Source organism: Streptomyces sp. NPDC051315, from assembly GCF_044455165.1.
In the GTDB taxonomy this organism is placed as follows: Bacteria; Actinomycetota; Actinomycetes; order Streptomycetales; family Streptomycetaceae; genus Streptomyces.
Genome location: NZ_JBITEN010000003.1, coordinates 496,281 through 513,579, shown reverse-complemented (window position 1 = coordinate 513,579; position 17,299 = coordinate 496,281). Strand labels below are relative to the sequence as shown.

The 17,299-nt window shown below is 71.8% G+C and carries 13 protein-coding genes and 1 pseudogene; 5 read left to right on the top strand and 9 right to left on the bottom strand.

Annotation, left to right across the window (positions count from 1 at the left end):
• Positions 1-83: 83 nt before the first annotated feature.
• From ACIBBD_RS08705 to ACIBBD_RS08695, 3 genes are all read right to left on the bottom strand, one after another.
• The gene (locus ACIBBD_RS08705; RefSeq protein WP_399418567.1) at positions 84-1,673 is read right to left on the bottom strand and encodes a polyamine aminopropyltransferase; all 1,590 of its coding nucleotides are present in this window, start codon (positions 1,671-1,673) and stop codon (positions 84-86) included.
• 201 nt (positions 1,674-1,874) lie between these two features.
• Positions 1,875-2,411: a DUF2617 family protein gene (locus tag ACIBBD_RS08700; RefSeq protein WP_399418566.1), complete on the bottom strand. Its 537-nt coding sequence runs from the start codon at positions 2,409-2,411 to the stop codon at positions 1,875-1,877.
• A 396-nt stretch (positions 2,412-2,807) separates the two neighbouring features.
• Positions 2,808-3,098, bottom strand: a complete 291-nt coding sequence (locus ACIBBD_RS08695) for a hypothetical protein (RefSeq protein WP_399418565.1) — start codon at positions 3,096-3,098, stop codon at positions 2,808-2,810.
• Positions 3,099-3,239: 141 nt separating this feature from the next.
• Between ACIBBD_RS08695 and ACIBBD_RS08690 the strand changes: the two genes are divergently transcribed.
• The gene (locus tag ACIBBD_RS08690; protein WP_399418564.1) at positions 3,240-4,436 is read left to right on the top strand and encodes a pyridoxal phosphate-dependent aminotransferase; all 1,197 of its coding nucleotides are present in this window, start codon (positions 3,240-3,242) and stop codon (positions 4,434-4,436) included.
• 300 nt (positions 4,437-4,736) lie between these two features.
• Here the strand turns inward: ACIBBD_RS08690 and ACIBBD_RS08685 are convergent, their stop codons facing one another.
• Positions 4,737-5,270 (bottom strand): YbjN domain-containing protein, encoded by a 534-nt coding sequence (locus ACIBBD_RS08685; RefSeq protein WP_399418563.1) that lies wholly within the window; start codon positions 5,268-5,270, stop codon positions 4,737-4,739.
• A gap of 675 nt (positions 5,271-5,945) precedes the next feature.
• A complete protein-coding gene (clpB, locus tag ACIBBD_RS08680) occupies positions 5,946-8,555 on the bottom strand; it encodes an ATP-dependent chaperone ClpB (RefSeq protein WP_399418562.1) in 2,610 nt (869 codons plus the stop codon).
• Positions 8,556-8,671: 116 nt separating this feature from the next.
• On the opposite strand from clpB, the gene ACIBBD_RS08675 reads away from it, so the two are divergent.
• Positions 8,672-9,085, top strand: a complete 414-nt coding sequence (locus ACIBBD_RS08675) for a TIGR03618 family F420-dependent PPOX class oxidoreductase (protein WP_399418561.1) — start codon at positions 8,672-8,674, stop codon at positions 9,083-9,085.
• Positions 9,086-9,552: 467 nt separating this feature from the next.
• Here ACIBBD_RS08675 and ACIBBD_RS08670 read toward each other — a convergent pair whose 3' ends face one another.
• On the bottom strand, positions 9,553-9,891 hold the full coding sequence (locus ACIBBD_RS08670; protein WP_399418559.1) for a hypothetical protein: 339 nt from the start codon (positions 9,889-9,891) through the stop codon (positions 9,553-9,555).
• A gap of 5 nt (positions 9,892-9,896) precedes the next feature.
• The gene (locus ACIBBD_RS08665; RefSeq protein WP_399418557.1) at positions 9,897-10,082 is read right to left on the bottom strand and encodes a hypothetical protein; all 186 of its coding nucleotides are present in this window, start codon (positions 10,080-10,082) and stop codon (positions 9,897-9,899) included.
• A gap of 104 nt (positions 10,083-10,186) precedes the next feature.
• On the opposite strand from ACIBBD_RS08665, the gene ACIBBD_RS08660 reads away from it, so the two are divergent.
• Both ACIBBD_RS08660 and ACIBBD_RS08655 read left to right on the top strand, forming a co-directional pair.
• Entirely contained in the window at positions 10,187-11,200 is a 1,014-nt protein-coding gene (locus tag ACIBBD_RS08660) for a helix-turn-helix transcriptional regulator (protein ID WP_399418556.1), read from the top strand.
• Positions 11,201-11,302: 102 nt separating this feature from the next.
• Positions 11,303-12,285, top strand: a pseudogene (locus ACIBBD_RS08655) (helix-turn-helix transcriptional regulator).
• On the opposite strand, the gene ACIBBD_RS08650 reads toward ACIBBD_RS08655, so the two are convergent.
• Both ACIBBD_RS08650 and ACIBBD_RS08645 read right to left on the bottom strand, forming a co-directional pair.
• Complete coding sequence (locus ACIBBD_RS08650) at positions 12,248-13,279, bottom strand: LuxR C-terminal-related transcriptional regulator (RefSeq protein WP_399418554.1); 1,032 nt, start codon at positions 13,277-13,279, stop codon at positions 12,248-12,250. The pseudogene ACIBBD_RS08655 and the gene ACIBBD_RS08650 sit on opposite strands and share 38 nt — an antisense overlap.
• 472 nt (positions 13,280-13,751) lie before the next feature.
• The gene (locus ACIBBD_RS08645; RefSeq protein WP_399418553.1) at positions 13,752-14,858 is read right to left on the bottom strand and encodes a sugar ABC transporter substrate-binding protein; all 1,107 of its coding nucleotides are present in this window, start codon (positions 14,856-14,858) and stop codon (positions 13,752-13,754) included.
• Between the two features lie 313 nt (positions 14,859-15,171).
• Between ACIBBD_RS08645 and ACIBBD_RS08640 the strand changes: the two genes are divergently transcribed.
• Positions 15,172-17,133, top strand: coding sequence for a fibronectin type III domain-containing protein (locus ACIBBD_RS08640; RefSeq protein ID WP_399418552.1), 1,962 nt, complete (start codon positions 15,172-15,174; stop codon positions 17,131-17,133).
• The last annotated feature ends 166 nt before the right edge of the window (positions 17,134-17,299 follow it).

Here is a 17,299-nt window from a genome sequence, read left to right as displayed (position 1 = left end):
CCTCCCCTCTGCCGCAACTTGCCCGGCGCCGGCACGGACCTCGCCGGGGGCCTCCGTCCCGGCATCCCGCTCCCCCGCGTCCCTCAGTACCGCGGATACACCAGCGTGGAGGCCCGCACCCCCGCCGGCGGCGGCCCCAGCGGCCGTTCGTCGAGGTCCCGGGGCAGGGCCGGCCGGGTGGCCGCCGCGGCCAGGACGAAGCCCCAGTCGCGGGGAGCGCGGGAGGTGTCCTCGGTGCGGTCCGGGCCGGTGCTGACGCCGGTGTCGCGGCCGTCGACCCGGTAGGGGGACGTGCGCAGGCCCGCCGCGCGCATCGTCGTCTCGACCGTCCAGAAGACGCGGGGGCGGGAGGCGACCGGGCCGGCGTGCACGACGAGCCGGCCGCCGGGGCGCAGGGCGCGGCGGGCCAGGCCGTAGAACTCCTGGGAGTAGAGCTTCGTGCTGGCCGTGATGCCGGGGTCGGGCAGGTCGGCGATCACCACGTCGTAGCTGCCCGGCGGGGTCCGGCGCAGCAGCCCGAAGGCGTCGGCGACGGTGACGTGGACGCGGGGGTCGTCGTGGGCGTGGCCGTTGAGGCGGGCGAGGGGCGGGTCGGTGCGGGCCAGGCGGATCAGGCCGGGGTCGAGGTCGACGACGTCGACGTGGTGGGCACCGGGGTGGGTGAGGACCTCGCGGGCGGCCAGTCCGTCGCCGCCGCCGAGGACCAGGACCCGGGTGTGGGGGCCGTGCATCGCGGGGTGGACCAGGGCCTCGTGGTAGCGGCGTTCGCCCTGGCCGACGGTGCGCTGCCGGCCGTCGAGGTAGAGGCCGAGGGGGCGGCCGTCGGTGCCGCCGGTGAGGACGACCTCCTGGACGCCGGTGTGCAGGGCCACGCGGACGTCGTCGCCGTACAGGGCGTGGCGGGCGGCCCGTTCGAAGTCGTCGACGTGGACGGCGGCGCAGGCCAGGACGCCGAGTACGGCGACGGTGGCGGCCGGCAGGAGCCGGCGGGACCGGCGGGTGAGGTCGCGCCGGAACAGGCCCAGGACCAGGGCGCCTCCGGCGATCACGTTGACCGCACCGGTCAGCAGGGAGCTCGTCAACTGGCCGAGGAACGGCAGCAGGAGGAAGGGGAAGGCGAGACCTCCGACCAGCGCGCCGACGTAGTCCGCGGCGAACAGGTCGGCGACCGCGCCGCCCGCGTCCTGGCGGCGGATGCGCTGGATCAGTTCCATCAGCAGGGGGACCTCGGCACCGATGAGCAGACCGATGGCGAGGGAGAAGGCGACCAGCAGGGCCCGGGGGCCGTTCGCCCACAGGCCGCCCCAGTCGCCCGTCCAGGCGAACACCGCGTACAGCGCCATCGCGCTGCATCCGCCGGTCAGGGCGAGCGCCACCTCGATCGCGGCGAAGCCGGCCGCGCCGAGGCGGCGCAGCCGCTTGGCGACGAGGGAGCCGATGCCCATCGCGAAGACCATGACGGACAGCACGACGGAGGCCTGGGTGACCGAGTCGCCCATCAAGTACGAGGCGAGGGCGACCAGTTCGAGTTCGTACACCAGTCCGCAGGCCGCGCAGACGAAGACGCACGCGAGGACCATGAGCCGCCCGGTGTCCGGCCGGACGGGGAGCCGGGCGGGGCCGCGCCAGGGGGGTGGGGCACCGGGCGGGGCTGGGGCGTGCGGTTCGATCACGACTGCGACGTTACGTCACGGGTGCGGGACGTTATGTCACCCACACGTGTGGAACACCGGGTTGGTCGGGCGCCGGACGTTTAAGAGCTCCGAACGAAAGAGGACCCGGCTCGCGACCCCTTGTTGTCCGGAGCCCTGAGCGGGTGCCGCCGGGGACCACCGCCCCCGGACCGGCGTCCCGGCCCCGCACGGGACGCGTCCTCACCCGCCCGACGGGCTCGCCGAAGCCACCGTCGTCCGTGCCCCCACCCTCGTTCTCGTCGCCACCAACTGCCCGTCCTGCGGGTAGGCGTGCCACGTACGCCAGTGCACATGGCCCTCGTGGCGCTGGGCGAGGAGCGCGGTGAAGGCGTGGGGGCTGCCGGGGAAGACGCCGACGAGACCGTGGGGGTGGTCGGAGACGAGAGCCAGCAGTTCCTGGGCGCGGCCCGCGAACTGGCCGGGTGTCAGGACCTCGACGCGGGCCGCGAACTCGTACTCCCAGGCGCCGACCCGCTTGGCGACGCCGAGCGGGAGCGGCGTGCTGCTGCCCGGGATGCACGCGACCGTCTCGGAACAAGAGCCCTGCTCCTCCTCCAGCAGCACCTGGTGCGACGCTCCGAGCAATCGCAACTGGAGCTTGGCACCGGACAGTTCGAGGTCGAGCGTGGCCAGGGCGGGCAGCGGTTCGCGCCCCAGGGCCCAGGCGAGGTCGGCCGCGCGCGTGTCGGTGTAGGCGGTGTTCAGGGTCGTGAGCATGACTCGGCTCCGCTAGAACGCAAAGAAGAGGGGAAGGTACGGCGCGCCCCGGTCGACACCGGGGGTCGGCCCCAACCGGCCCGGTCTGGGAAGGACGTCCGCGCGGGACGTCCGAGGGGGGGTCCGAGGGGCTGCGTTGGTGATTTAGAGGGAATCATGAACGGTGGCGCCGCCACAGCGTTTTTACCCAACTTCGTGGGGTTTCCATCCCTCAGAGGGCTCCACAGCTCAACTGTTCAACCACGGCGTACGCCGTGCGGCTCACACACACCTCCACGCGCCCCACCAGCGAGGCCGCCGTGGGCCCCGTACATGGTGCGACCGCGGGGCGCCCTTGGTCGGGGGCGGCCCCGCGGTCCGGATGCGACTCCCCCTCGGGAGCTCAGCTGCCCCGTGTCAGCTGCCTCCGCCGCATCCGCCGCCTCCTCCTCCCCCGCAGGACGAACCGCCGCCGCAGGAGTGGCCGCCCGAGGACGAGCCGCAGGACGAGGATGAGCCGGTGTCCCCGCCGCCGGCCCACCAGCTGGTGCTGCCGCTGTCGCTGCGGCGGCTGCCGGAGCCACTCGACCGGCCGGCCCGGTACGTCCCCCGGTGCCGCGTGGTGCTGCCGCTCCTGCGTGCGGCGCCGATGGCGACCCCCACCACGACGAAGAGCGCGATCACCGCCAGGATGATGCCGAATGCCATGGCGTCACCCTCCTTCCGAATCCCCCGAAGCGGCCCCCCGTGGGCGCCTCGCGCAACCGAGCGGTCGGTGCGTGACCGGGGGATGCCCGCCCGCCACGGCCGCCAAAGCACACTTGAGGAACTCCAGAGCTTCGGCGCAGGATGACCGGCATGACCTCCACCGCGCGCCCCTTCCTCAACCGCCGTCTCGCCGCCTTCGGGACGACGATCTTCGCCGAGATGTCCGCCCTGGCGCTGCGGACGGGGTCGATCAACCTCGGGCAGGGCTTCCCGGACACGGACGGGCCCGAGGAGGTCCGGGAGGCGGCCGTGCGGGCGCTGCGGGACGGGCGCGGCAACCAGTACCCGCCGGGGCCGGGCGTCCCCGAGCTGCGCACGGCGGTCGCGGAGCACCAGCGCCGCTACTACGGCCTGACGTTCGACCCGGACACCGAGGTGCTCGTCACCGCGGGCGCCACGGAGGCGATCGCGGCCACCCTGCTGGCGCTGCTGGAGCCGGGCGACGAGGTGGTCGCCCTGGAGCCGTACTACGACTCCTACGCGGCCTGCATCGCCATGGCGGGCGGCACGCGCGTGCCGGTCACCCTGCGTCCGGACCCCGGGCGGGCCCGTTTCCGGCTCGACCTGGACGAGCTGCGGGACGCGGTCACCGACCGCACCCGGCTGCTGCTGATCAACACCCCGCACAACCCGACCGGCACGGTCCTCACCCGTGCCGAGCTGACCGCGATCGCCGAGCTGGCGGTGGAGCGGGACCTGCTGGTCGTCACCGACGAGGTGTACGAGCACCTGGTGTTCGACGACTCCGAGCACGTGCCGGTGGCCACCCTGCCGGGGATGCGGGAGCGGACGGTGACGATCGGGAGCGCCGGCAAGACGTTCTCGTTCACCGGCTGGAAGGTCGGCTGGGTCACGGCGGCGCCCGGGCTGGTGACGGCGGTGCGGTCGGCGAAGCAGTACCTCACGTACGTCTCCTCCGGCCCGTTCCAGTACGCGGTCGCCGAGGCGCTCGCGCTGCCCGACGCCTACTTCGACGCCTTCCGCGCGGACATGCTGGCCAAGCGGGACCTGCTGGCGGCGGGCCTGGCGGAGGCGGGGTTCTCGGTGTTCCGGCCGGCGGGCACCTACTTCGTCACCACCGACATCCGGCCCCTCGGCGTGAGCGACGGCTTCGCCTTCTGCCGCTCGCTGCCGGAGCGGGCGGGCGTGGTGGCCATCCCGAACGCCGTGTTCTACGACCACCGGGAGGCGGGCGCCCCGTTCGTGCGGTTCGCGTTCTGCAAGCAGACGCACGTCCTGGAGGAGGCCGTGCGGCGGCTCAAGGCGCTCGCGGGCTAGGCCCTGTCGTCACATTCCCGTCGTCGCCCGAAGGGCGGCCCTGCGGCGTCAGGTGCGTGCTCTCGGTGTGCCGGGCCCTGACCCTCGTACTGGATGTACTCGGGTCTGGGCCCGGTGCGGCGAGAGTGCGTGCATGGCGTCGCGGGGCAGACGGGAATGTGACGACAGGGCCTAGGGCCGCCCCTTCACGGCGAGAGCCCGGCCCCGGCACAACGACCGTGGTCGTGGGCCTGGCCGGGCTCTCGTGCGCGTACGGGGCGTCTGCGGCGGTGGTCGCCGGGACGCCGTTGTAGCGGGGCGTTACGCGTCGTCGCCCTCGTCGGGCTTGTCCGCGTCGTTGACCTCCTTCTCGAGGCCCAGCTGCTCCACGAGCCACTTGTCGAACTCGATGGCCGCCCGGACCCAGCTCACCGTCGAGGAGACGAAGAGCTCGATGTTGACGCCGGCGCCGATCAGCATCTGCGCCTCGCCGATGAGGCGGACGGTGCCGTCGTCGTGGGTGTGCGTGTAGACCTTGGGCCACAGGGTGCGGCGGTTCCAGTCGTCGACGGACTCCAGCAGCTGCACCTTGTCGTCGATCTGGTGGGGCCGGTCGTAGAACGTCCGTACCGAGTAGACCGCCTGGTCGCCCTCGCCGCGGAACATGAAGTACGTACGGAATTCCTCCCACGGCGCCGCGAGGTCACCCTCGTCGTCGACGACGTACTTCAGCTCCATCTGGTCGAGAAGCTGCTTCACGAGGTCCTGATCCGGAACGACGGGGCCCGCCGGTCCCTGGGGCTGCGGCTCGGGCTGGCCCCCGAAGTTCGGAATCGAGGACGGGTCGATGGTCACCGTGATTTTCCCTTCGTACGGATCCTGCCATCCTCCCCCAGAGGGGGCGGGGGATGGCAACCCCGGCTCGGTGTGTATGCCGTGGGCTGACTCGATCCGGCCGTCTCACTTCCATGGTGCGGCCAGACGGGCCGCCACCGCACGGCGGTCGGTCTTCGGTCGGGGCTCAGCGGGAACGCGTCGAAGTGGGTGAACGCGCGCGGCAGCATGTACGTCGGCAGGCGGTCCGCGAGGTGGGCGCGCAGGGCCGACGGGTCCTGGGGGCTGCCGGTGCGGGCGGGCCTCCAGGGCGGGCTCGGCGCCCTCGGCCGCGCGGACCGTCACGACCGCCTCCTCGACGCCGTGGGCCGTGCGCGGTGCTGCCTCGACGTCACCGAGCTCGACGCGGTGGCCGCGGATCTCGACCTGGTGGTCGAGGCGGCCCAGGCGGCCAGGACGGCTCCCGCGCCGACACGCCGGGGGCGAGCTGGTCGGCCGGCCCGACTACGACGTGCGGCTGGGACCGGCGGACCGTCGGATACGCGACGGCGACGCCGAGGCCCCCGGTCACCCGCCCAGACGCAGCCCCAGCCCCCACCGCCCCACCCCGACCGCGACGGGGCGGCGAGGGCGAAGAACCGCCCCGCCGCCCCGTCCGAGGCTCCGGACCCGCGTCAGACGGACCCCCGGCCCGCGTCAGAGGGCCTTCGTCGCCGTCTCCGCTGTCGCCGGACCCACGATCAGGCCGTCGCCGAAGGCGTCCACGCGGACCGTGTCGCCGTCCTTGACCTCGCCGGACAGGATCTCCTTGGCCAGCCGGTCGCCGATGGCCGTCTGGACCAGGCGGCGCAGCGGGCGGGCGCCGTACGCCGGGTCCATGCCCTCGTCGGCGAGCCAGGTCAGGGCCTCGTCGGTGACGTCCAGGGTGAGGCGCCGCTCGGCCAGCCGCTTGGCGAGCCGGTCGATCTGGAGGCGGGCGATCCGGCTCAGCTCGTCCTTCGTCAGGGCCGAGAAGACGACCAGGTCGTCGAGCCGGTTGAGGAACTCGGGCTTGAAGGAGGCCCGGACGACCTCCAGGACCTGCTCCTTCTTCTCCGCCTCGGTGCTGATCGGATCCACCAGGAACTGGCTGCCCAGGTTCGACGTCAGCACCAGGATCGTGTTGCGGAAGTCGACCGTACGGCCCTGCCCGTCGGTCAGCCGCCCGTCGTCCAGCACCTGGAGCAGGATGTCGAAGACCTCCGGGTGCGCCTTCTCCACCTCGTCGAGGAGCACGACGCTGTACGGCCGCCGCCGCACCGCCTCCGTCAGCTGGCCGCCCTCCTCGTAGCCGACGTAACCGGGCGGCGCGCCGACCAGCCGGGAGACGCTGTGCTTCTCGCTGTACTCCGACATGTCGATACGGACCATCGCCCGCTCGTCGTCGAAGAGGAAGTCGGCGAGCGCCTTGGCCAGCTCGGTCTTGCCGACACCGGTCGGGCCGAGGAAGAGGAAGGACCCGGTCGGGCGGTCCGGGTCGGCGATCCCGGCGCGGGACCGTCGTACGGCGTCCGACACCGCCCGGACGGCCTCGCTCTGCCCGATGAGCCGCCGGCCCAGCTCGTCCTCCATCCGCAGCAGCTTCTGCGTCTCGCCCTCCAGCAGGCGGCCGGCCGGGATGCCGGTCCAGGAGGCGACGACGTCGGCGATGTCGTCGGAGCCGACCTCCTCCTTGACCATGGTGTCCCTGGCGGCCTCCTCCTCGGCCTCGGACGCGGCCTCCAGATCGCGCTCGACGGCCGGGATCTCGCCGTACAGCAGCTTGCTGGCGGTGTCGAAGTCGCCGTCGCGCTGGGCCCGTTCGGCCTGGCCGCGCAGGTCGTCCAGCTTCTCCTTCAACTCGCCGACCCGGTTGAGGGACTGCTTCTCCTTCTCCCAGCGGGCGTTGAGCCCGCGCAGCTCCTCCTCCTTGTCGGCGAGGTCGCGGCGCAGCTTCTCCAGACGCTCCCGGGAGGCCGGGTCGGTCTCCTTGGCGAGCGCCAGCTCCTCCATCTTCAACCGGTCCACGGAACGCTGGAGTTCGTCGATCTCGACGGGGGACGAGTCGATCTCCATGCGCAGCCGGGAGGCGGCCTCGTCGACGAGGTCGATGGCCTTGTCGGGCAGGAAGCGGGAGGTGATGTACCGGTCGGACAGGGTGGCCGCCGCGACCAGCGCGCTGTCCGCGATCTGCACCTTGTGGTGGGCCTCGTAGCGCCCCTTGAGACCGCGCAGGATGGCGATGGTGTCCTCGACCGTCGGCTCGGAGACCAGCACCTGCTGGAAGCGCCGCTCCAGGGCGGGGTCCTTCTCGATCCGCTCGCGGTACTCGTCGAGGGTCGTCGCGCCGACCATGCGCAGCTCACCTCGGGCGAGCATCGGCTTGAGCATGTTGCCGGCGTCCATGGCGGAGTCCCCGCCGGCCCCGGCCCCCACCACCGTGTGCAGCTCGTCGATGAAGGTGATGATCTGCCCGTCGGAGTCCTTGATCTCGGCGAGGACGGTCTTCAGCCGCTCCTCGAACTCACCCCGGTACTTGGCACCCGCGACCATCGCGCCCAGGTCGAGCGCGACCAGCCGCTTCTCCTTGAGGGACTCCGGCACGTCCCCCTTCACGATCCGCTGGGCGAGCCCCTCGACGACGGCGGTCTTGCCGACGCCCGGCTCACCGATGAGGACGGGGTTGTTCTTGGTGCGGCGGCTCAGCACCTGCACCACCCGCCGGATCTCCTGGTCCCGCCCGATGACGGGGTCGAGCTTCCCCTCGCGCGCGGCGGCGGTGAAGTCGGTGCCGAACTTCTCCAGGGCCTTGTACTGCCCCTCCGGGTCGGCGGTGGTCACCCGGCGTCCGCCGCGGGCCTTGCGGAAGGCCTCGACCAGCTTCTTCGGGGTGGCGCCCTGCGCGCCGAGCACCTCACCGGCCTGCCCGCCCTTGGCGGCGATCCCGATGAGCAGGTGCTCGGTGGACAGGTACTCGTCCCCCAGCTCCCTGGCCCGCGCCTGCGCGTCGGCGATCACGGCGAGCAGCTCGCGGTTGGGCTGCGGCGGCGCGACGGTGGACCCGGTCACGCTGGGCAGCGAGCCGAGCACCCGCTCCGTACCGGCGCGCACGGCGGCCTGGTCGGCGTCGACGGCGGCGAGCAGATCGACGATGTTCTCGTTGTCCTGCCCCTGGAGCAGCGCGAGGAGCAGGTGGGCTGGGGTGAGATCGGGGTGTCCCTCGGACACGGCCCGGTTGCCGGCCGCCTGGATGGCGTCCCGGCTCCGGTTGGTCAGCTCGGCGTCCACGTTCGCTGTCTCCTCCTTGCGTCAGCCGTGAGCACTGACTCGGGCAACGTACACAAAGTTGAGTCTATTCCACTCAAGGGGGCCTGCGGGAGCCATGGAGCGGCTAAGTTCCGACCATGGCCGCATACCCTCAGAACCCGGGCGCTCCCGACGCGCCGTACCTCGCCTTCTGGCGTGAACGACACTTGTGCACCCTGACCACACCACGCCCGGACGGTTCTCCGCACGTGGTGCCGGTCGGCGTCACCTACGACCCGGAGGCCCGGCTGGCTCGGGTGATCTCCGACAAGGCCAGCAAGAAGGTCAGGAACGTCCTGGCCGCGGGTCCGGCGGGTGCGCGGGCGGCCGTCTGCCAGGTGGCCGGCCGCCGCTGGGCCACCCTGGAGGGCCGTGCCTTCGTCCGCACGGAACCGGACCGGGTCAAGGAGGCGGAACACCGCTACGAGGAGCGCTACGGCCACGCCCCACGCCCGAACCCCACCCGCGTGGTGATCGAGATCCAGCTGACCCGGGCCATGGGCCGCGGCTGAGGGGGCGACAGGCCGCGGCCGACGGGCGACGGGCGAGCCCGCCGGAGCGACCGGCGACCGGTCGGTGGCAGACGGGCGGCCGAGACCGGCGGACAGCGACCAGCAGACCGGCGACGGAGACCGGCGGACCGACGACGGAAACCGGCAGGCCGGCGATGGAAACCGGCAGCCCGGCACCGACGCGGCGACGGAATCCGGCAAGGCCGGCAACCGAGACGGGCGACCGGGAGGCCGGGACCGGCGACCGACGGACGGCAGCCCCGCCCCGGAACCCGGCACATCAGCACACCGGCGACCACGTGACCGGATGCACACCCGCCCCTTTCCAGCCACCCCGCACGCGGTCCGCGTCACCCGCGAACCCGACATGTCCCCACGAACTGCAGCGGCGTCACCGTGTTCAGGTCACGGTGACGCCGCTGCGGGGGGAAGCGCCTGAGGCGATCTGTTACGACGGGGGAATCGCGTCAGGCACTGCGGGGGGTGGCTGAAATGGTCCTGGGGGCGGTCGGACTCGCCGACTCCGCCAGCTGGTGGTCGCGCTGGTCGAGGTTCACGAAGATCATTCCGTATCGGATGGCACACCGAACCGGCTGCGGCGCCCCCCGAGGCCGTCGCAGACACCGGTAGGCCCGTACGTCCCCGTCATCGTCCCGCGTGACGACCACGGGCTCTCCGAAGACGGTCACCATCAACGAGTCACCGCTGTGGGGGATGGCGGTGACCAGGTCGATGAAGTGCCAGCCGGAGCGGTAGGCGGTGGCCATTTCGCGGCGGAACGAACGGTCGTCAGGTGGTGTGGTCATCACGATCAGTCCCACCTGCTGTCAAGGGGGACGGCCGGCGCTTCCTCGATGACGACCGCGGCGACCACGGCCTGAGCACCACCCGTCTTGTGCGCGTCGCTTCTCGCTTCGGAGAGGCCGATCAGTGTTCCGACGGCCACAACGGCGGAGAAGGCGGCGACAAGCCCCGAGCGAAGCATTCTCTTACGCATAGTCGGCTTCGTCCTCACTTGAAGGTCCCCTCTTCCCCCGTCGAGTAAGACGATGGCTCATTCAGGCACGTCATGGCCACACGATCGGTGCATCATGTTCCTGCATGTTCAGGACCCTGGGGGGTGGAGATTTGGCAACAAATGGGACTAAGGCGACACATCCCCATGCGGTGACCGAGCTGTGTGAGGAGGGAAGCCGCCTCTACGCGAACGCCCTGCGCACCGGCCGCATCCAGCGGGCGGATGTCGAGCCCGCTCCCTGCCTGATGGACTTCGCCCTCCTCCACCCCGACCCCGACGACGCCGGCTGGCTGCGTCCGGTTCCCCCCTCCGTCGCCCTCGCCCAGCGGCTGCATCCCATCGAACGCGAGATCACCGAGAGCCGGCGGCTGTCGATCGCGCTCACCGAGGTCTTCGAGCCGTTCATGGCCCTCAGCGCCCAGGAGACCGCCCCCACCCACTCCATCACGGTGCTCGAGGGCCTCGACCGCATCAACGCGGCGCTCGACCTCGCGACCTCCCAGTGCCGGACCGAGATGCTCACCGTCCAGCCCAGCGGCCGCCGCAGCCCCGAGAACCGCCTCCTGGAGGCGCTGGAGCGCGACAGGCCGCTGATCGAGCGCGGGGTGCGGATCCGCACCCTCTACCAGCACACGGCCCGCTACAGCCCCGACCGGCTGGCCTACGTGGACCAGTTCACCGACGGCAAGGTCGAGTACCGCACCATCGACGAGCTCGTCGAACGGCTCGTCATCTGCGACGACGCCGTCGCCTTCATCCCCATCCGCGAGGACCGGCAGGTGGCCCTCGAACTGCGCCACCCCGGCCTCGTCCGCTACCTGATCAAGGTCTTCGAGTTCATGTGGGGCCGCGCGGTGCCGCTGAGAGCGGGGACCCCGTACGAGACCGACCCGGACGGCATCACCGACATCCAGCACTCCATCGCCAAGCTCCTCGTCGAGGGTCACGTCGACGAGGCCATCGCCCGCCGGCTGGGGATGAACGTCCGCACCTGCCGGGCCCACATCGCCAAGCTCGCCACCGCCCTCGGCAGCGGCAGCCGCGCCCAACTGGGCTACCTCATCGCCCAGTCGGGAATCCTGGAACGGCAGCACTGACTCCGGAACCGAACCGCGCCCACCGACCCTCACACTGAACCGGGAGCACACGACCGGGAGCAGCGCCCCGGGAGCACCGACCCCCCGAGGAGAGGGCCACGCGTGACCGCCGTAGCGCACGACCATGGACCGGACGGGCCCTGCGAGGCGGCCCTGGAGCTCTATGCGCGCGCCCTGCGGTCGGGCCACCTCCCGGCGCGGGAGGCGGAGTCGCACCCCTGCCTGGTCGACACCGGGCTCCTGCGGCCGGAGCACGACGCCCCCACCGGCTGCGCCCCCTGGCCCCGGCCGTCGCCCTGCCCCGGCTGCTGCGCACCATCGCCGACGACATCGCCCGCCGCCGTCGCCGCGAGACCTGGCTGGCGGAGGCCTTCGAACCGCTCCTCGCGCTGGCCGTACCGGGAGCCGATCCGGCGGACGCCTCCGAACTCCGTCTGATCAGCGGGCTCGGCCGGATCAACCAGGTCATCACGCGGACCATGACCGAGGCCTGCGGCGAGCTGTTCACCATCCAGCCCCACGCCGGCCACGTGGGCCCGCTGCCCGAGGTCCACGCCGAGGCCCTCGACCGCGACCAGGCCTTCCTCGACCGCGGCGGCCGCATCCGCACCCTGTACCAGCACACCACGCGCCACATCCCCACGGTCCAGGCCCGCTACGAGCGGCTGCGGGGCGACGTGGAGGCCCGCACCCTCGACGAGATCACCGAACGCCTCGTCATCGTCGACCGCGCGGTCGCCTTCATCCCGGCCAGCAAGGACCGCACCCTGGCCCTGGAGGTCCGCCACCCCGCCCTCATCGGCTACTTCGCCACCACCTTCGACCGCCCCTGGCGCCTGGCGACACCGATGTACCCGGAGACCGTCCGCCGGCCCAGCCTCAACGGCGTCACCCCCCGCCAGCGCGCGATCGCCGCCCTCCTCGTCGAGGGCCACACCGACGCCGTGATCGCCGACCGCCTCGGCATGAACGTGCGCACCGCCCGCGTCCACATCGCCAAGCTGGCCGCCACCCTCGGCAGCGTGAGCCGCGCCCAACTCGGCTACCTCATCGGACGGTCCGGGATCCTCGACCGGGAAGGATGACGGGAGCCGCCACCCCGGGCAGCGGCCCGTCCAGGCCCACCTGGGCGATCCGTACGCCCAGCTGCGTACGGCTGGCCGCGCCGAGCGTCTCCGACAGACGGGCGATGTGCGCCCGGCAGGTACGGACGCTGATGCCCAGGCGTTCCGCGATCACCGCGTCCTGGTGTCCCTCCGCCAGCAGCGCCGCGATGGACTGCTCCCGGTGCGAGATGCCCTCGATGCGGGTCTCGGGCAGCGGCGCGGTCAGCGGGATCGCCAGCCGCCAGAGCCGTTCGAAGACGGTGACCAGGTAGGCGATCAGGGCCGGGTGGCGCAGCTCCAGCGCCATCGTGCGGTCGGCGTTCGCGGGGATGAAGGCGACCGTGCGGTCGAAGAGCATCAGCCGGTCGATGACCTCGTCCAGGGTCCGCGCCTCGACCGCGTCGCCCATCAGCTCAAGGTAGTTCAGCAGTCCCTGGCCGTGCCGGGCGACATGGTTGTACAGGTCCCGCATGCGCACGCCCCGCCCGCGCAGCGCCAGCGCCCGGTGCAGGCCCTCGGAGAGCTCGTGCTCGCGCCGGATACCGCCCGGCTGGACCGTCAGCACCTCCGTCGTACAGGCCTCCGTCGCCTGGTCCAGGGCCGCCTGGATGCGGGCGGCACCGTCCAGGACGCGGATCGCCGCCCCTTCCCCGGCCGCCGGGGCCGGCCCGCCCAGGCCCGCGTACCACTCGAAGGCGGCCACCGCCGAACCCATCCGCCGCTGGCTCGCGCTGACCTCGTCGTACAGTCCGCGCAGCAGCCGGGTCATGACCTCCTGCGGGGAGGTCGGCACCAGCCAGTCCATGTCGTCGGGGTCCGGGTGGAGCAGGGCGAGGTCCAACAGGCAGGGCACCGGCTCGGCGTCCCGGCGCGGCACACGGCCCCGCCGTACGGCCCGGGAATACACGCGATCCCCGGCCTCGCACAGTCGGTCAGCACCGTGAGGATGCTCCTCCGTCCCGTGCCCGGCCATCGCCCATCCCACCCCCGCTGTCCGCCTCTTCCGCAGCGCAACTATGCGCGGCCCCGGACCGGCTCCGCAACACGGCTCCGTCCGCCGCCACCGAGGAAAACCGCCCATCCGTACGGGTATCTCCCGGCCTCCGCCCCTCGCACTGCAACAAGCTGACGGTGGCGGGCCCGCGGACAGCCCGGGTCCGCCTCGGCGCGCTCTCCGACATCCCTACCCCGCTCGGGCCGTCCCACGGCGGTCACGGGGCGACGCCCGCCTCCGGCGGCAGGCGCCCGCCCGCGAGCGGGACCATGGCCGAGACGGAGCGTGGACGCCCCGGCAGGCACACCGCGCGTCCCCCGCAAGCGGGACCATGGCCGAGACGGAGCGTGGACTTCCCGGCAGGCACACCGCGCGTCCCCCGCGAACGACACGAGGGGTACGCGGTGTCGCGTACCCCTCCCGTCGACGTCCCGGCCCGCCGGGTGCCGGATCACTCCAGGTCGATCGCCTTGCAGTCCGCCGCGTACTTGGCGGTGCAGATGTCGGAGACCTTGTAGATGCCGTCCGCGATGACGGTGCTCTCGATGTTGCTCTTGGTCAGGGCGACCACCGTGATCAGCTGGGCCGGGATGTCCTTGTCGGTGGGGCTGTCGACCGTGTCGCGGGTGAGGGCGTCGAACTGGATGTCACGTCCCTGGACCCTGGCGACGGCCATCTCGGCGGCGGCCTCCGCCAGCTGCGGGTAGGGCTTGTACACGCTCATGTACTGCTCGCCGCTGACGATCCGCTGCACCGCCGACAACTCCGCGTCCTGGCCGGTGATCGGCGGCAGCTTGCTGACACCCGCGGCCTCCAGGGCCTTGATGATGCCGCTCGCCATGGCGTCGTTGGCGGAGTAGACGGCCGCGATGTTGTTCTTGCCGATCTCGTTGATCGCCTCGGTCATGTTGGCCTGGGCGGCCTCCGGGCTCCACGCCTTGGTGTCGTAGGAGGCGGAGATGGTCACCCGGTCCTTCAGCTCCGACAGCGCGCCGTCCTTGAACTGCTTGGCGTTCGGGTCGGTCGGAGAGCCGTTCATCATGACGATCTTGTCGGAGGTGTCGACGTCGCCCAGCGCCTCCACCAGGGTGCGCCCCTGCACCTCGCCGACCAGCTCGTTGTCGAAGGAGACGTAGGCGTCGATCGGGCCCTCGGCCAGGCGGTCGTAGGCGATGACGGGGATGCCCGCGTCCTTGGCCTTGCGCACGGTGTCCACGATGGCGTGCGCGTCGACGGCGTCCAGCAGGATGATGTCGACCTTCTCGTCGATCATGCGCTCCATCTGGGTCACCTGGGTGTCCGAGTCGGCGTCCGCGTTGGCGTACTCGGTCCTGCCCTTGTTCTGGGTGAGCGAGGCGACCTTGTCCCGGATGATGGGGTAGTCGAACTCCTCGTACCGGGTGTTCGTCTTCTCCGGCATCAGCACACCGACGGTGATGTCGTTGGTCTTGGTCGGCGTCGCTTCACCGGCGTCCTCCGTCGCGCTCAGCATCCCGCATCCCGCGAGCGAGAGGGACAGCGTGGAGACGGCCACGGCCATGGCGGTACGACGACGCATTCGGGGGCTCACTTCAGGTGCGTTTCGGACATGGGTGCGACATGTTGACCCAGGTGTCTGAAAAGACAACGCGTCGGCGACCGCCGACGTCAAGCCGAACTACTTAACGAAGTAACAACATCGCACTCCGCTCAGCGTGTGAAGACGCATGGAGACGGAGCGGAAACCTCTCCGGACACTCTTTACGGTCCCTCCACCGCACCGGACTTCACGGGAAGGCGAACAACCGCACAACCAACCCGGTCACTCGTGAGTCGATCTCCCGACGGCCGATTTCGCCGTTTCCACTCGAGCGGGGGACCTCATGGACCGTATGAAGCCAGCCAGACTCTCGACGGCCGTCGTGCTCGCCACGACCGGCGGTCTGCTCACCACGGTCACCGTGGCCGCCACACCCGCCTCGGCCGCCGCCAGTTGCGTCTCGCCGGTCTACCAGCGGCAGATGTTCGCCAACACCACCTTCTCCGGCGGGCCGAAGAGGACCGACTGCGACTCCGCGATCGACCAGAACTGGGGCACGGGCGCCCCGGCCGCCGGGCTGCCGTCCAACCACTTCGGTGTCCGCTGGACGGTGACGCGGGACTTCGGCTCCGGCGGCCCCTTCGCCCTCACCGCCTCCAGCCAGGACGGCATCCGGGTCTACGTCGACGGCGTCCGCAGGATCGACCTGTGGCGAAACGTCTCCGCCACGGTCTCCCGGACGCTCAACCTCACCGTCCCCGCCGGCAAGCACACCCTGCGGATCGACTACGTGAACTGGACGGGCAGGGCCGACGTCAAGTTCGCCTACGCGCCCCGCACGTCGGCGACCGTCGACAAGGTCAGGCCACTCGCCCCGACCGAGGTGGGGGTCGGCTACTACCCCGACACCAACCGGGCGAAGTACACCTGGGCGAAGAACAAGGAGATGGACCTCGCCGGGTACCGCGTCTACCGGCGCCTGGCCGGCTCCTCCACCTGGACGAAGCTCACCACCACGACGTCGAACACGTACACCGACTCCCCGCCGGCCGACGGCCGGACCTACTACTACGAGATCCGCGCCTACGACAAGGCGGGCAACGTCTCGCCCGGCTCGGCCGACCGGGGCATCATCAGTGTCGACCGGGTGGCCCCCACCGCCCCGACCGGCGTGACCGCCACGTCGACGAAGACGGCCAACACCCTGTTCTGGGCCCCGGTACCGACCGCGGTCAAGTACGAGGTGGCCCGCGCGGAGACGGTCGACGGCCCGTACACGAGCATCGTGCACGTCCCCTCCACGTCGTACGCCGACGCCTTCGCCCCGGCCGACGTGCCGGTGTTCTACAAGGTGCGGGCCCTGGACGCGGCCGCGAACCCGTCGCCGTACTCGAAGGCCGTCACCGCCACCCGCGACACCGTGGCACCCGGCGCCCCGCAGGACCTGAAGGTCGTCGCCCAGGACGTCGGCGGGGTGACCCTGACCTGGCTGAACGGCGGCTCGGACGCGACCGGTTACGTCGTCTACCGCTCGGCCACCACCACCGGCGGCCAGACCAGGATCGGCACGACCGGCACGCTCACCTACCGGGACACCACGGGCGAGCCGGGCCGGCCGTACACGTACCACGTGGCCGCCGTGGACGCGGCCGGCAACGAGTCGGCGGCGCAGGCGACGACCGCCACCCGCACCGTCGACCAGAACAGCGCCCCCGCCACCCCGACCTGGAACACCGCCAGGATCGTCGGTGACCAGCTCGTCCTCGACTGGGCTCAGGACGGCTACGTCGAGGTCGGCGGCTACCTCGTCTACCGGTCCCGCTCGGCCACCGTGGACACCTCCGAGACGGCGATGCCGTACGCCTCCGTCGACGGCCCCCTGTCCCAGTACCAGGCCACCGTCCCCGCCACCGAACGCGACTACTACTACGCCGTCGTCGCCACCTCGGCCGGCCACGGCGTCCGCTCGGCCGCCTCGAGCGCGGTCCTGCCGTCGGTGAGCGCGACACCGCCGCCGCAGCCCACCCAGGTGGACCAGGTCACCGCCGGCGACGGCCGGGTGACGCTGACCTGGGGCACCGCGCCGGACCTCCCGGGCGAGTCCCGCATCACCGGGTACCGCGTCCACCGCTCGACCACCCCCGGGGTCACCAGGGAGAACGCCGAGGCGGTCCTCTCCACCACGGCGTCCGACCTCACCGACACCGGCCTGACCAACGGCACGACGTACTACTACGCCGTCACCACGGTCAACGCGGCCGGCCTGGAGTCGACGCTGTCCTCCGAGGTCTCGGCGACCCCCACCGCGCCGTAGCGCGGAAAGGCCGTGACACGTCCGTGACCTGCGGGGTCGCCGCTTCCGGCGCTGTTGCGAAGCGGTGACGAAGTGACGGTCGATCAAGGATGAACGCCGGGTGAGGATGGGTGCACCGCGGGCCGCCGGGGGGAACGCAGGAACCGGCCGCGCGCGGGGCACCCTC